The 13,299-nt window shown below is 72.6% G+C and carries 12 protein-coding genes; 6 read left to right on the top strand and 6 right to left on the bottom strand.

Going from position 1 to position 13,299, the window contains the following annotated elements; genetic code table 11:
- Nucleotides 1-2: 2 nt before the first annotated feature.
- The 3 genes from ACF1DX_RS06440 to ACF1DX_RS06430 form a co-directional block, all read right to left on the bottom strand.
- Nucleotides 3-251: a hypothetical protein gene (locus ACF1DX_RS06440; RefSeq protein WP_391790085.1), complete on the bottom strand. Its 249-nt coding sequence runs from the start codon at nt 249-251 to the stop codon at nt 3-5.
- Nucleotides 248-751: a sigma factor-like helix-turn-helix DNA-binding protein gene (locus ACF1DX_RS06435; protein ID WP_391790084.1), complete on the bottom strand. Its 504-nt coding sequence runs from the start codon at nt 749-751 to the stop codon at nt 248-250. The genes ACF1DX_RS06440 and ACF1DX_RS06435 overlap by 4 nt, the downstream gene beginning before the upstream one ends.
- A 251-nt stretch (nt 752-1,002) precedes the next feature.
- Nucleotides 1,003-1,497, bottom strand: coding sequence for a MarR family winged helix-turn-helix transcriptional regulator (locus tag ACF1DX_RS06430; protein WP_391790083.1), 495 nt, complete (start codon nt 1,495-1,497; stop codon nt 1,003-1,005).
- 168 nt (nt 1,498-1,665) lie between these two features.
- On the opposite strand from ACF1DX_RS06430, the gene ilvA reads away from it, so the two are divergent.
- The 3 genes from ilvA to ACF1DX_RS06415 all read left to right on the top strand — a co-directional run bounded on the left by ilvA (nt 1,666) and on the right by ACF1DX_RS06415 (nt 4,916).
- Nucleotides 1,666-2,895: a threonine ammonia-lyase gene (gene ilvA / locus ACF1DX_RS06425; RefSeq protein ID WP_391790082.1), complete on the top strand. Its 1,230-nt coding sequence runs from the start codon at nt 1,666-1,668 to the stop codon at nt 2,893-2,895.
- A gap of 183 nt (nt 2,896-3,078) precedes the next feature.
- Nucleotides 3,079-4,071 carry an ATP-binding cassette domain-containing protein gene (locus ACF1DX_RS06420; RefSeq protein ID WP_391790081.1) on the top strand — a complete coding sequence of 331 codons (993 nt, stop codon included), beginning with the start codon at nt 3,079-3,081 and terminating at the stop codon, nt 4,069-4,071.
- Nucleotides 4,068-4,916 (top strand): ABC transporter permease, encoded by an 849-nt coding sequence (locus tag ACF1DX_RS06415; protein ID WP_385057502.1) that lies wholly within the window; start codon nt 4,068-4,070, stop codon nt 4,914-4,916. Before ACF1DX_RS06420 ends, ACF1DX_RS06415 begins: the two co-directional genes overlap by 4 nt.
- 57 nt (nt 4,917-4,973) lie before the next feature.
- Here ACF1DX_RS06415 and greA read toward each other — a convergent pair whose 3' ends face one another.
- Entirely contained in the window at nt 4,974-5,471 is a 498-nt protein-coding gene (gene greA, locus ACF1DX_RS06410; protein WP_030859823.1) for a transcription elongation factor GreA, read from the bottom strand.
- A 168-nt stretch (nt 5,472-5,639) separates the two neighbouring features.
- On the bottom strand, nt 5,640-6,038 hold the full coding sequence (locus ACF1DX_RS06405) for a DUF4307 domain-containing protein (RefSeq protein ID WP_391790080.1): 399 nt from the start codon (nt 6,036-6,038) through the stop codon (nt 5,640-5,642).
- Nucleotides 6,039-6,185: 147 nt separating this feature from the next.
- Here ACF1DX_RS06405 and mca point away from each other — a divergent pair, with 147 nt between their 5' ends.
- Both mca and ACF1DX_RS06395 read left to right on the top strand, forming a co-directional pair.
- The gene (gene mca / locus ACF1DX_RS06400) at nt 6,186-7,067 is read left to right on the top strand and encodes a mycothiol conjugate amidase Mca (protein ID WP_030859827.1); all 882 of its coding nucleotides are present in this window, start codon (nt 6,186-6,188) and stop codon (nt 7,065-7,067) included.
- Nucleotides 7,060-7,305 carry a hypothetical protein gene (locus tag ACF1DX_RS06395; protein ID WP_391790079.1) on the top strand — a complete coding sequence of 82 codons (246 nt, stop codon included), beginning with the start codon at nt 7,060-7,062 and terminating at the stop codon, nt 7,303-7,305. Before mca ends, ACF1DX_RS06395 begins: the two co-directional genes overlap by 8 nt.
- A 246-nt stretch (nt 7,306-7,551) precedes the next feature.
- Here the strand turns inward: ACF1DX_RS06395 and ACF1DX_RS06390 are convergent, their stop codons facing one another.
- Nucleotides 7,552-10,752, bottom strand: a complete 3,201-nt coding sequence (locus ACF1DX_RS06390) for a tetratricopeptide repeat protein (protein ID WP_391790078.1) — start codon at nt 10,750-10,752, stop codon at nt 7,552-7,554.
- A gap of 150 nt (nt 10,753-10,902) precedes the next feature.
- Between ACF1DX_RS06390 and ACF1DX_RS06385 the strand changes: the two genes are divergently transcribed.
- Nucleotides 10,903-12,936, top strand: coding sequence for a thioredoxin domain-containing protein (locus tag ACF1DX_RS06385; protein WP_391790077.1), 2,034 nt, complete (start codon nt 10,903-10,905; stop codon nt 12,934-12,936).
- Nucleotides 12,937-13,299: the final 363 nt, after the last annotated feature.

Genomic DNA, 13,299 nt, shown 5'->3' with positions numbered 1-13,299 from the left:
GGTCACCAGCCCGTGAGCGGTGGAGTCGTCTCCGACGGCGGCTCCACCCACGGACGGACCGTCAGCGCCCACACCACGAACGCCACGCTCCCCGCCAGCAACAGCAGCCACATCGCGCGGCGGACGAGCGTCCTGCGGCGCAGGATGCGGGCCCCGCGGCGGACCGCGTCCGCGTGGAGCTCGGGCGGTACGCGCGGCGCCGACCGCTCCAGCATCCGCCGTACGGCCGCCTCCCGCCTCATCCGGGTCACGACGGCACCGCCTCGACGCCGCCCACCGCGGGCGCCGGTCCCGGGGGCGGGCGCAGTACGGCGGTCATCGCGCGGTGGAGGACGGCCCGCACGCGCTCCGCGGACAGGCCGAGCAGAGCCGCCGTCTGTTCCTCGGCGACCCCCTCGTGCAGCCGCAGGACCAGGACCAGGCGTTCCTGCGGGGAGAGCCGGGCCAGCGACCCCTCCAGGCGGGCGCGGGGGCGGAGCAGCCCGCCGCGCCGGTGCCAGGCGCCGTTCACGAAGCGGGTCGCCAGGTACTGGCGGGTGTGGGCGTAGGGGTCCGCGCCGTGCAGCCGGTCCCAGCTCGCGTACGTGTGGGCCAGCGCCAGGGTCAGCAGGCGCCGGGCGTGCGGGTTGGCGTCCGGCGGTTCGGCGGTGAGGAGGGTCGCGGTGTGCAGCAGGCGGGCGCCGGCGCCCGCGACGTACGCCTCGAACCCGTGGGCGCGGGGGTCGTCCCGGGATGCGTGCCGTGGGTGCAACCGTGCCTCCCCTCGCCCCTGAGAGCCCTCGGTTCTCATATCAGGCCAGGGCGCGCCCCGCGGTCAAGAGATGTGCACGTGTGGACGAGTCCCGGTTTTTCTCGCCCCCGCCGCCCTTTCCCGTCCCGACCCGGGGCTCCGCCCCGGACCCCGCTCCTCAGACGCCGGACGGGCTGAAATCAGCCCGTCCGGCGTCTGAGGACGAGGCCCGTTCAGGGCCGACGGGGGTCTGGGGGCGCAGCCCCCAGGGATCAGGAGTCCGCCCGGTCAGGGGTGGACATCCGCGCAGACAGCGCTCCGTTGAAGCGCGTCAGGAGCGCGCAGAACACCTCACGCTCCTCCGGGTCCCAGTCCTGCGTCAGCTCGGCCATCAACTGGCGCCGTGAGGAGCGCACTTCCTCCAGGCGCGCCTGTCCGCGCGGGGAGAGCTGGAGCACGACCGCGCGGCCGTCCTCGGGGTGCGAGGTCCGTTTGACCAGGCCGGTGTCCACGAGCGGGGCGACCTGCCGGGTGACCGTCGAGGAGTCGATGCCCATGCTCGCGGCGAGTGCCTTGACGCCCATGGGACCTTCCTTGTCGAGGCGGTTGAGCAGCAGGTACGCGGCGCGGTCCATCGAGTTGCGCACCTGGCCGACCCCGCCCAGACGCGTCTGTTCGGCACGGCGTGCGAACAACGCCACCTCGTGCTGCAGCGTGTCGAGAAGACCGGTGTCGCCGACGGCCGTCAGGTCCGTCCTCATGTCCATCGACATATCAGGTGTTGTGGGCATGGCCGGGGGCTCACTTCGTGGAGGGCTGCTAATTGGGGGACAGGGTACGCGGCCGGACGTCGGCCCGTACCGGCGCTGTGCAAAGCCGAGTCCGCGGATTGGTCACCCCGGTCGCCGCCGGCGGCGAACTGCGATGCTGGAGTCATGAGCCACAGCACGGCCGGATCCCTGCGGGCCGTCACTCTCGACGATGTGCGCGGCGCCCGGAAGATGCTCTCGGGCGTGGCACGGACGACCGCGCTGGAGGGCAGCAGGCACCTGTCCCGGCGGGTGGGCGCACCGGTGCACCTGAAGTGCGAGAACCTGCAGCGGACGGGGTCGTTCAAGCTGCGCGGCGCGTACGTCCGGATCGCCGGGCTGCTGCCCGAGGAGCGGGCCGCCGGTGTCGTCGCGGCGAGCGCCGGCAACCACGCGCAGGGTGTCGCGCTGGCGTCGTCGCTGCTCGGGGTGCGGTCCACGGTCTTCATGCCGAAGGGCGCCCCGCTGCCGAAGATCAGCGCGACCCGGGAGTACGGCGCCGAGGTGCGCCTGGAGGGCCAGGTGGTCGACGAGACGCTGGCCGCGGCGAGGGAGTACGCGCACGGGACGGGCGCCGTGTTCATCCACCCCTTCGACCACCCCGACATCATCGCGGGGCAGGGCACGGTGGGCCTGGAGATCCTGGAGCAGTGCCCCGAGGTGCGCACGATCGTCGTCGGGGTCGGCGGGGGCGGGCTGGCCGCCGGGATCGCGGTCGCGGTGAAGGAGCTGCGGCCCGACGTGCGGATCGTCGGCGTGCAGGCGGCGGGCGCGGCGGCGTACCCGCCCTCGCTGGCGGCCGGGCGTCCGGTGGCGGTGCGCGCCCCGGTGACGATGGCCGACGGGATCAAGGTGGGGCGGCCCGGTGACGTGCCGTTCGGGATCGTCGGCGAGCTGGTGGACGAGGTGTGCACGGTCACCGAGGACGAGCTGTCGGCCGCGCTGCTGCTCTGCCTGGAGCGGGCCAAGCTGGTCGTCGAACCGGCCGGGGCGAGCCCGGTCGCGGCGCTGCTGAGCCGGCCCGGTGCCTTCGAGGGGCCGGTCGTCGCGGTGCTGTCCGGCGGCAACGTGGACCCGGTGCTGATGGAGCGGGTGCTGCGGCACGGCATGGCCGCGCAGGGCCGCTACCTGGCCGTACGGCTGAGGCTGACGGACCGGCCGGGCGCGCTCGCCTCGCTTCTGGGGGCGTTGTCAGTGGCGGACGCTAACGTCCTCGACGTGAGCCACGTACGGACCGATCCACGGCTCGGGCTCACGGAGGCGGAGGTCGAGCTGCACCTGGAGACCAAGGGCCCGGAGCACTGCGCGGAGGTCAACAGGACTCTGCGTGAGGCGGGTTACACGGTCATGGACTGACACCCGACGGGGTGTCACTCCTTCGGGCAATTCCATTGTGAGACGCGATACATCGCGTTATGGTGTGTCTCGTCGCCGGGTGGCCACCGTCCGTCCCGCCGCCCGCGCCCGACGAAAAACCTCAGCACACAGAAGCGCGCAAACCTAGGCTTTCCGAAGAATCACGATGACGTGGAGACTCATATGCCAGGCGCCATCTATGCCGAAGGTCTGGTGAAGACCTTCGGGAACGTAAGGGCACTGGACGGCGTCGACCTGGAGGTCCCCGAGGGCACCGTCCTGGGCCTGCTCGGGCCGAACGGCGCGGGGAAGACCACCACCGTCCGCTGCCTGACCACCCTGCTGCGGCCCGACAGCGGCAAGGCGGTCGTCGCCGGCCTCGACGTGCTGAAACAGCCCGACGCCGTACGCCGCTCCATCGGCCTGTCCGGCCAGTTCGCCGCCGTCGACGAGTACCTGACCGGCCGCGAGAACCTGCGGATGGTCGGACAGCTCTACCAGATGAAGGCGAAGGCGGCGAAGGCCCGCGCGGACGAACTGCTGGAGCAGTTCCACCTCGCGGACGCCGCCGACCGCACCGCCAAGACCTACTCCGGGGGCATGCGCCGCCGCCTCGACCTCGCCGCCGCCCTGGTCGTCTCGCCGCCCGTGATGTTCATGGACGAGCCGACCACCGGCCTCGACCCGCGCAACCGCCAGCAGCTCTGGGAAGTGATCAAACAGCTCGTCTCCGACGGCACGACACTGCTGCTCACCACCCAGTACCTGGAGGAGGCCGACCACCTCGCGCACGACATCGCGGTCGTCGACCACGGCAAGGTCATCGCCCAGGGCACCTCCGACCAGCTCAAGGCCCGCACCGGCGGCGAACGCGTCGAGGTCGTGGTGCACGAACGGGAGCGCATCGCGTCGGCGTCCGCCCTCCTCGACAAGTACAGCCTGCGCGGCGCCGGCCAGGGCGACACCACGGTCGAGGACCACATGCGCAAGATCACCACACCGGTCTCCGGCGGCGCGAAGCTCCTCGCCGAGATCATCCGCGACCTCGACACCAACGGCATCGAGATCGACGACATCGGCCTGCGCCGCCCCACCCTCGACGACGTCTTCCTCTCCCTCACCGGCCACGTCGCGGAGGCCAAGGACGACGAGGACACCAAGGAGACCGCGAAATGAGCGCCGTCACCGACACCGTCCGGGTCACGGCCCCCGGCAACCCCATCGGCCGGTCGATCCGGGACTCCCTGGTCGTCGCCCGCAGGAATCTGATCCGCATGGCCCGGATTCCCGAGATGCTCATTTTCGGGCTGTTCCAGCCCATCATGTTCGTGGTGCTGTTCACCTACGTGTTCGGCGGCTCGATCCAGGTCGGTTCGTCCAGCTCCACCCAGGCCTACCGCGAGTTCCTGATGGCCGGCATCTTCGCCCAGACCGTCACGTTCGCCACGGCGGGCGCGGGAGCGGGCATCGCCGACGACATGCACAAGGGCCTCATCGACCGCTTCCGCTCCCTGCCGATGTCACGGGGCGCGGTGCTGACCGGCCGCACCATGGCCGACCTGGTACAGACGGCGCTCACCCTCGTCGTGCTGGCGGTGGTCGCCGTGCTCGTCGGCTGGCGCACGCACGAGAACTTCGGCAAGGTGCTCGTCGGATTCGGCCTGCTCCTTCTGCTGGGGTACGCGTTCTCCTGGATCGGCGCGCTCATCGGCCTGTCCGTACGCACTCCTGAAGCGGCGACCTCGGGCGGCCTGATCTGGCTGTTTCCGCTGACGTTCATCTCGAACGCGTTCGTGGACGCGAACCAGATGCCGTCCTTCCTCCGGCACATCGCCGAGTGGAACCCGTTCAGCGCCACCGTGCAGGCCTGCCGTGAGATGTTCGGCAACCTTCCCCCGGGCTTCCAGACGCCCGACGCGTGGCCCATGCAGCACCCCGTCTGGGCCTCGCTGATCTGGTCGGTCCTGATCATCGCGTTCTTCCGGACGCTCGCCGTGCGCAAGTACCGCTCGGCGGCATGACGAAGCCCCCGGCACCGCAGGGGTGCCGGGGGCCCGTCGGGGACTCGCGGGGACGGGTCAGCCGTTGTACGGCTTCGCCTCCAGGATCTTCACCGAGGCCTTCTTGCCGTTCGGCAGCTCGTACTCCGCGTCCTCACCGACCTTGTGGCCGATGACGCCCGAGCCGAGCGGGGACTGCGGCGAGTAGGTCTCGATGTCGGCGCTCGCGTACTCGCGGGAGGCGAGCAGGAAGGACAGCGTGTCGTCCTCGTCGCCGTCGAAGGCGATCGTCACGACCATGCCGGGCGCCACCACGCCGTCGGCCGCCGGGGCCTCGCCGACCTTGGCGTTCTCGAGGAGCTGGGTCAGCTGGCGCACACGGAGCTCCTGCTTGCCCTGCTCCTCCTTGGCCGCGTGGTACCCGCCGTTCTCCCGCAGGTCGCCCTCCTCGCGCGCGGCGGCGATCTTCGCGGCGATCTCCGTGCGCGCGGGACCAGTAAGGTACGCAAGCTCGTCCTTGAGCTTGTTGTACGCCTCCTGGGTCAGCCAGGTGACGTTCTCGCTGGTCTGGGTCACAGGTGCTCCTCGTAGGTACTGGGGATACAAAGCATCGCCCTACCCAGAAGGATGTTCCTCCAGGGATGGGCGAAACCACGAGCCTAACAATTGAGTGCCCGCAAAGGGAGGACATAAGCCACCTGACTCGTATCAGCGCAGGTCAGTGGCCAGGTATTCCCCGCGGTGTCAGTTCGTGTGGCAGCCGACGAGCTCGGCCGAGGTGCCCTGGGAGGTGGTGCGGAGTGTGACGACCTCGTCGACGCGCGTGGCGTCCTCGCCGAAGCGGAAGTCGGCGCGGCCCACCTCGGTGCCGTCCTCGGACTGGGAGCGGACCGTGCAGTAGCCGGCGACACCCGCGTCCTTGTGCACCTCCAGGTGCACCTTCACGGAGTCCTCGGAGGTGTCGAAACCGATCACCTCGGCGCTGATCTCGTTCTGGGCGACGTAGTGGTAGCCGAACCAGCCGATCAGCCCGAGCATCAGCACCGACAGCACGGCGCCGACGATCTTGAGCGTGCGGTCGGCACGCTCGTCCGAGGAGCGGCTGTAACGGCCCTCGGGCAGCCGCGTGCTCGACGTACTCATGATCGTCTCCTCGGCAGGAAGGTACCGCTGTCCCCGGGCGGGCCCGGAGCGCGGACTCCGGAATTTTTCGTCCCCCGATTCGGTCACTATAGAAGCCTGCGACTGCGCCGCCGCACTGAGGGCGCCTACCGACTTGAGGATTGAGTCTTGACTGACCAGCTGCGACTGATGGCCGTGCACGCCCACCCCGACGACGAGTCGAGCAAGGGCGCGGCCACCATGGCGAAGTACGTGTCCGAGGGGGTGGACGTGCTGGTGGTGACCTGCACGGGCGGGGAGCGCGGCTCCATCCTCAACCCGAAACTGCAGGGCGACGCGTACATCGAGGAACACATCCACGAGGTGCGCAAGAAGGAGATGGACGAGGCCCGGGAGATCCTGGGGGTGAAGCAGGAGTGGCTCGGGTTCGTCGACTCCGGGCTGCCCGAGGGCGACCCGCTGCCGCCGCTGCCGGAGGGCTGCTTCGCCCTGGAGGACGTCGACAAGGCGGCCGGTGAGCTGGTGCGGAAGATCCGTTCCTTCCGTCCCCAGGTGATCACCACCTATGACGAGAACGGCGGCTACCCGCACCCCGACCACATCATGACTCACAAGATCACGATGGTGGCGTTCGAGGGGGCGGCGGACACCGCGAAGTACCCGGAGGGCGAGTACGGCCCGGCGTACCAGCCGCTGAAGGTGTACTACAACCAGGGGTTCAACCGTCCCCGCACCGAGGCGCTGCACCAGGCGATGTTGGACCGCGGCCTGGAGTCGCCGTACGGGGACTGGCTGAAGCGCTGGAGCGAGTTCGAGCGCAAGGAGCGCACGCTCACCACGCACGTGCCGTGCGCCGACTTCTTCGAGATCCGCGACAAGGCGCTGATCGCGCACGCGACGCAGATCGACCCCGACGGGGGCTGGTTCCGGGTGCCGATGGACCTCCAGCGGGAGGTCTGGCCGACGGAGGAGTACGAGCTGGCGAAGTCCCTCGTCGATACCTCCCTCCCCGAGGACGACCTCTTCGCGGGCATCCGGGACAATGCCTGACATGAGCGCAAGCGCAAGCCTGGCAATGACCCACCTGGTGCCTCTGGCCAAGGAGCTCGACGAGGACAAGGTGACCCCTGGTGTTCTCGGGTTCATCGTGTTCGCGGTGATGGCTCTGGCGGTGTGGGCCCTGATGAAGTCCATGAACCGCCACATGGGCCGCGTCGACTTCGCCGAGTCCGAGGAGTCCGGGGCGGAGAAGTCCGGGGTGACGGCCGCCGCCGAGAAGCGGGGCTGAGCATGTACGGCCCTCCGGATCCGCTGGAGGGCCGCACAGCCGTGTGATCCGAGTACCCGGTGTGGGCCGGGGCGGGTGACGCAGCCCGGCGCCGGCGGGGTGGGGCCGCGCCCACCCGTGCCGCCCTGGGGGCGCCTCCCAGGCCCTTGAGGCACTGGGGGAGGCACGACTGCCCGCGGAAGCGGCGGCGGTGGTGTGACTGCCCGCGGGAGCGGCGGCGGTGGTGTGGCTGCCCGCGGGAGCGGGTCACGCCTTTTCGTTCACCGGCACGCCCATCACCTCCCGTGCGTGGCGGCTGGGGACCATGCCCAGGTGCCAGGCCTGCCAGCCCGCCTCCAGGCTGACGCCCCGCTCCAGGAGGAGCTGGTACGCCTCGACGCAGTCGGCCAGTTTCCCGTCGCGCGAGGCGTGGCCGGCCCGGCCCAGCCGGGACAGCTCCTCCTGGGCCACCGCCGTACCGACCTCCGTACCGCCCGGCGCCGCGTACGGCAGCAGCGTGCAGCGCAGGAAGCGCGCCCAGTCCTCGCCGCGCCGGTCGCCGTACGACACGAACAGCGACACCGCCTCGTCGCACAGCGCCAGCGCCTGCTGCGTGCGCGCGTTGCCCGCGTCGACGACCGCCAGCTCCAGGCAGGACCACGCCTCCCCGTGCGCCACCCCGATGCGCTGGAAGTCGGCGCGCGCGTCCACCAGGAGCTGCCGGGCGAACCCGGAGTTGCGCAGCGACCCCGTCCGGGCCGCCCGCTGGTCCCGGGTCACCCGCGCCGAGTGGTGCCGGGCGCAGGCCAGGCCGTACACGTCCCGCATCCGGGAGAACATCGTGCGGGCGCGTTCCAGCTCGCGCACCGCCCGGTCCAGGTCGCCGGTCTCCTCCAGCGCCTGGCCCAGGTAGTACAGCGTCCACGCCTCGCCCCGCGCGTCCTCGTTGTCCCGGTGCCGGGCGGCGGCCCGGCGCAGGTCCTCCACCGCCGGTGAGGCGTCCCCGTCGACCAGCCGGGCCCGCGCCAGCTCGGTCAGCGCCCACGCCTCACCGCGGGCGTCGCGGGTCCGGCCGTACAGTTCCAGGGCGGTGCGCAGCTCGGCCTCGGCGCGCGGCACGTCGTCCATCCGCAGGTGCAGTTGCCCGAGCTGGAAGTGCGCCCACGCCTGCCCGTGCACCGACTCGCCCGCGCGGTGCAGCACCAGCGACTCGGTGAGCAGCTCCAGCGCCTCCGCCAGGCGGGCCCGGTCCCGCTCCACCGCCGCCAGCGCGTGCATCGTCCAGGCGCGATCGGTGGCCAGCCCGGGCGCGGCCTGCAGCTCCAGCGCCTCCCGCAGCCTCGCCGACGCCTCCGTCAGGTTGCCCTGGTGGTGCAGCGTGATGCCCAGCGAGGTCAGCGCCCGTGCCGCGCCCGCGTCGTGCCGCGACTCCCGGTACAGGTCCACCACCGACGTCAGCGTGGTCCGCGCCGTGTCCAGCTCGCCCAGCTGCCGTGCCGCGATACCGGTGCGCCACTGCACGGAGCGCACCAGCAGCCCCTCGTCCACGGCCTGCGCCAGCTCGTTGATCTCACCCAGCCGGTACAGGTCGCCGCGCAGCAGGCAGTAGTCGCACAGTGCGCCGAGCAGGTTCAGCACCGCCCGCCGGTCCACGCCCTCCGCGTGCCGCAGCGCCGCCGTGATGAAGCTCGACTCGTCGTCCAGCCAGCGCAGCGCCTCGTCCAGTGAGGTGAAGCCGTACGGGCCGAAGCGGTCGGAGCGGGTCGACATGTTGCCGTCGACCAGCCGCAGCACCGAGTCGGCCAGCTCGGCGTAGTTCACGATCAGCCGCTCCTGCGCGGCGGCGCGTTCGGCGGGGTCCTCCTCGTCGAGGAGCCGGGCGAGGGCGAAGGCGCGGACGAGGTCGTGCAGCCGGTAGCGGCTGTGCCGTACGCGGTCGATCAGACCGGCGCGGTGCAGCGCGACCAGGTGCCGGGTCGCCTCGGCCTCGTCGGTGGAGAGGAGGGCCGCCGCGGCGGCGGCACCCAGGGAGGCCCGGCCGGCCAGGGCGAGCCGCCGCAGCAGCCGCCGCAGGGTCTCCGGCTGGTCGGTGTAGCGCAGCCACAGCGCCCGCCCGACCGGCTCGACGGGCCCGTACGCGTCCAGGTCGGCGGCGAGCGCGAGGGGAGAGCGGGGGCCGAGGGCCGCACCGGCGATCCGCAGCGCCAGCGGCAGGCCCCCGCACAGCTCCCGCACCCGCTCGGCGGAATCGGCGTCGTAGGGCCCCGAGGAGTCCTGTGCGGCGACCGCGAGCAGCTCCTCCGCACCGGCCGCGTCCAGCGGCTCCACCGGGAGCTGGTGGACCCGGGCCGGCAGGTCGTCCGGCAGCCCGAGCGGCGCGCGGGAGGTGACCAGGACCAGGCTGTCGGACCGTTCCGGTATCAGCGTGCGCACCTGCTGCGGATCGGAGGCGTCGTCCAGCACCACCGTCACCGGCATCCCGGTCAGATGCTGGTGGTACAGCTCGCTCAGCCGCCTGACCTGCTGGTCGGGGGAGGACCGCTCACGGAACAGCAGCTGCTCGCGGGGCGCCCCGAGCCGGTTCAGCAGGTGCAGCAGCGCGTCCCGGGTGGACAGCGGGGGCTCGCCGGGGCTGGCGCCGCGCAGGTCGACGACGCAGGCGCCGCGGAAGTGGTCCTTCAGGTCGTGCGCGGCGCGCACCGCGAGCGTCGTACGGCCGCTGCCGGACGCCCCGTGCAGCACGACCACCGTCGGCCGGGTCTCCGTGGTCGCGCGGGCCGCCCGCACCCACTGCCGGATGCGCTCCATCTCCCGCCGCCGTCCCGCGAACGGACCCAGCGGCTCCGGGAGCTGCCCGAACGACTGCTCCAGCACGCTCCGCCCGCGGGCCGCCGCGCTCTTGTCGGTGCCGCGCAGCCGGGGCCCCGCCTGCTTCGGCCCGGTGGACGCGGCCAGCACCCGCTGCTGGTCCAGGAACGGACGGATCCCCCGTACCTCCAGTGCCGTCAGCCACTGCAGCCGCAACTGCTGCGGCCCGCCCGGCTGGCCCACCGCGCCGGCCCGGTGGTGCGCGGCGGGCACATGCGTGCCGGCCACCTTCACCACCGTCGCCGCCGCGCCGGCGACCCCGACGGTCACACCCGCGCCCAGCGCCGTCCCGGTGCCCGTCCCGAGCACCATGTCGGCGATGACGGCCGCGACCCCCGCGACCCCGGCCACCAGCAGCGGGGTCCCGGCGCCCTCGCGGGCGTAACGCTGCCGGAAGGTGAGCTGTCCGGCCTCCGCCTCGTCCAGGGCGCGCGTGTACGCCTCGTACTCCTCGGCCGCCGCCTGCGCCATCGTGTCCAGTGCCCCGCGCGCCCGCGCGAGCAGCACCTTGCCGTCGGTGCGCCCGCCCGACCGGCGCACCTCCTCCTCCACGGCCCGCGCCAACAGCCGCTCGGCGTCCGCCCGCTGACCGTCCCGCATCTGCTGTCCCCCTCCGGTGGCGTCGGCCGGTCCCGGCCGCGTTCCCCGGCCACAAGTGTGGCGTGCGGGGGCCGTCGTGGGGAGAGGGCCGGATCCTCCCGGCTGTGTGCTGCCGGGCTCCGGGGCGGGTACTGCGGCAGGATGGACACCATGCCGAACCGACTGGCCCATGAGACCTCCCCGTACCTGCTGCAGCACGCCGACAACCCGGTCGACTGGTGGCCGTGGTCCCCGGAGGCGTTCGAGGAGGCGCGGCGACGGCAGGTGCCGGTGCTGCTGAGCGTCGGCTACTCGAGCTGCCACTGGTGCCATGTGATGGCCCACGAGTCCTTCGAGGACCGGGCCACCGCCGACGACATGAACGCGCACTTCGTCAGCGTCAAGGTGGACCGCGAGGAGCGCCCGGACGTCGACGCCGTCTACATGGAGGCGGTGCAGGCGGCGACCGGGCAGGGCGGCTGGCCCATGACCGTGTTCCTCACCCCGGACGCGGAGCCGTTCTACTTCGGTACGTACTTCCCGCCCGCCCCCCGGCACGGCATGCCCTCCTTCCGGCAGGTGCTCCAGGGCGTCCACCAGGCGTGGGACGAGCGGCGCGGCGAGGTCGACGAGGTGGCCGGGAAGATCGCCCGGGATCTGGCGGGGCGGGAGCTGTCCTACGGCGACGACCAGGTGCCCGGCGAGCAGGAGCTCGCCCAGGCGCTGCTCGGGCTGACCAGGGAGTACGACCCGCAGCGGGGCGGGTTCGGCGGGGCACCGAAGTTCCCGCCGTCCATGGTGCTGGAGTTCCTGCTGCGCCACCACGCCCGCACCGGCGCCGAGGGCGCGCTGCAGATGGCGGCGGACACCTGCGAGCGCATGGCGCGCGGCGGGATCTACGACCAGCTCGGCGGCGGCTTCGCCCGGTACTCCGTCGACCGCGACTGGATCGTGCCGCACTTCGAGAAGATGCTCTACGACAACGCCCTGCTGTGCCGGGTCTACGCCCATCTGTGGCGGGCCACCGGTTCGGAGCTCGCCCGCCGGGTGGCGCTGGAGACCGCCGACTTCATGGTCCGGGAACTGCGCACCGGTGAGGGCGGTTTCGCGTCCGCGCTGGACGCCGACAGCGACGACGGTACGGGCCGGCACGTCGAGGGCGCGTACTACGTCTGGACGCCCGCGCGACTGCGCGAGGTCCTCGGGGACGACGACGCGGAACTCGCCGCACGGTACTTCGGCGTGACCGTGGAGGGCACCTTCGAGGAGGGCGCCTCGGTGCTGCAACTCCCGCAGCAGGAGGAGGTGTTCGACGCCGGGCGGATCGACGGCATCAGGGAGCGGCTGCTCGTGGCGCGCTCCGCCCGGCCCGCGCCCGGCCGGGACGACAAGGTGGTCGCCGCCTGGAACGGCCTCGCGATCGCCGCGCTCGCCGAGACCGGCGCCTACTTCGACCGGCCGGACCTCGTCGAGGCCGCCGTCGCCGCCGGTGACCTGCTGGTCCGGCTGCACCTGGACGACCAGGCCCGCATCGCCCGCACCAGCAAGGACGGCCGCGCCGGGGCCAACGCGGGGGTGCTGGAGGACTACGCCGATGTCGCCGAGGGCTTCCTGGCGCTCGCCTCGGTGACCGGTGAGGGCGTCTGGCTGGAGTTCGCCGGGCTGCTCCTCGACCATGTCCTGGCCCGCTTCGCCGACCCCGGATCGGGCGCCCTGTACGACACGGCGTCCGACGCGGAGCGCCTCATCCGGCGTCCGCAGGACCCGACCGACAACGCCGCCCCGTCCGGCTGGACCGCCGCCGCGGGCGCCCTGCTCGGCTATGCCGCGCACACCGGTTCCGAGCCGCACCGCACCGCCGCCGAACGGGCGCTGGGCGTGGTGAAGGCGCTCGGCCCGCGCGTCCCGCGGTTCATCGGGTGGGGGCTCGCGGTCGCCGAGGCCGTACTGGACGGACCGCGGGAGGTCGCGGTGGTCGGCCCGGCGCTCGACGACCCGGCCACGGCCGCCCTGCACCGCACGGCACTCCTGGGTTCCGCGCCCGGCGCGGTGGTCGCCGCCGGCACCCCGGAGAGCGACGAGTTCCCGCTGCTCGCCGACCGTCCGCTGGTCCAGGGCGCACCGGCCGCCTACGTCTGCCGCAACTTCACCTGTGACGCGCCGACGACCGATGCCGACCGGCTGCGGGCGGCGCTGGGCGGCTGAACCGGCGGCCGTACCGGCCGTCGGTACGGCCGCCACGCCCGGACGAGAACCGCGACGGCCCGGCCCGCGGCAGGACAAGAACGGTCCGACGGCGCACCGGGCACCCCCGCGAGGATGCCCGGCCGCGCCGGGCCTGCGGTTCTCCCCGCTTTCGGGCCTGTGGTTCTCCGCCTCGGGCCTGTGGTTCTCCGCCTCGGGCCTGTGGTTCTCCGTGCCTCGGGCCTGTGGTTCTCCGCCTCGGGCCTGTGGTTCTCCGCCTCGGGCCTGTGGTTCTCCGCCTCGGGCCTGTGGTTCTCCGTGCCTCGGGCCTGTGGTTCCCCGCCTCGGGCCTGTGGTTCCCCGCCCGGGCCCGCGGTCCCCGCG

It is taken from the genome of Streptomyces sp. NPDC014676, assembly GCF_043084105.1.
Taxonomy (GTDB): Bacteria; Actinomycetota; Actinomycetes; order Streptomycetales; family Streptomycetaceae; genus Streptomyces.
This window is presented reverse-complemented; position numbering and strand designations above follow the sequence as displayed.

Coding starts and splice junctions, on each gene's coding strand:
- ACF1DX_RS06415 (WP_385057502.1), top strand. CDS start 4,068: ATGAGCGCCGTCACCGACACCGTCCGGGTCACGGCCCCCGGCAACCCC.
- ACF1DX_RS06430 (WP_391790083.1), bottom strand. CDS start 1,497: ATGGACATGAGGACGGACCTGACGGCCGTCGGCGACACCGGTCTTCTC.
- ACF1DX_RS06405 (WP_391790080.1), bottom strand. CDS start 6,038: ATGAGTACGTCGAGCACGCGGCTGCCCGAGGGCCGTTACAGCCGCTCC.
- ACF1DX_RS06420 (WP_391790081.1), top strand. CDS start 3,079: ATGCCAGGCGCCATCTATGCCGAAGGTCTGGTGAAGACCTTCGGGAAC.
- ACF1DX_RS06395 (WP_391790079.1), top strand. CDS start 7,060: ATGCCTGACATGAGCGCAAGCGCAAGCCTGGCAATGACCCACCTGGTG.
- ACF1DX_RS06390 (WP_391790078.1), bottom strand. CDS start 10,752: ATGCGGGACGGTCAGCGGGCGGACGCCGAGCGGCTGTTGGCGCGGGCC.
- ilvA (WP_391790082.1), top strand. CDS start 1,666: ATGAGCCACAGCACGGCCGGATCCCTGCGGGCCGTCACTCTCGACGAT.
- ACF1DX_RS06385 (WP_391790077.1), top strand. CDS start 10,903: ATGCCGAACCGACTGGCCCATGAGACCTCCCCGTACCTGCTGCAGCAC.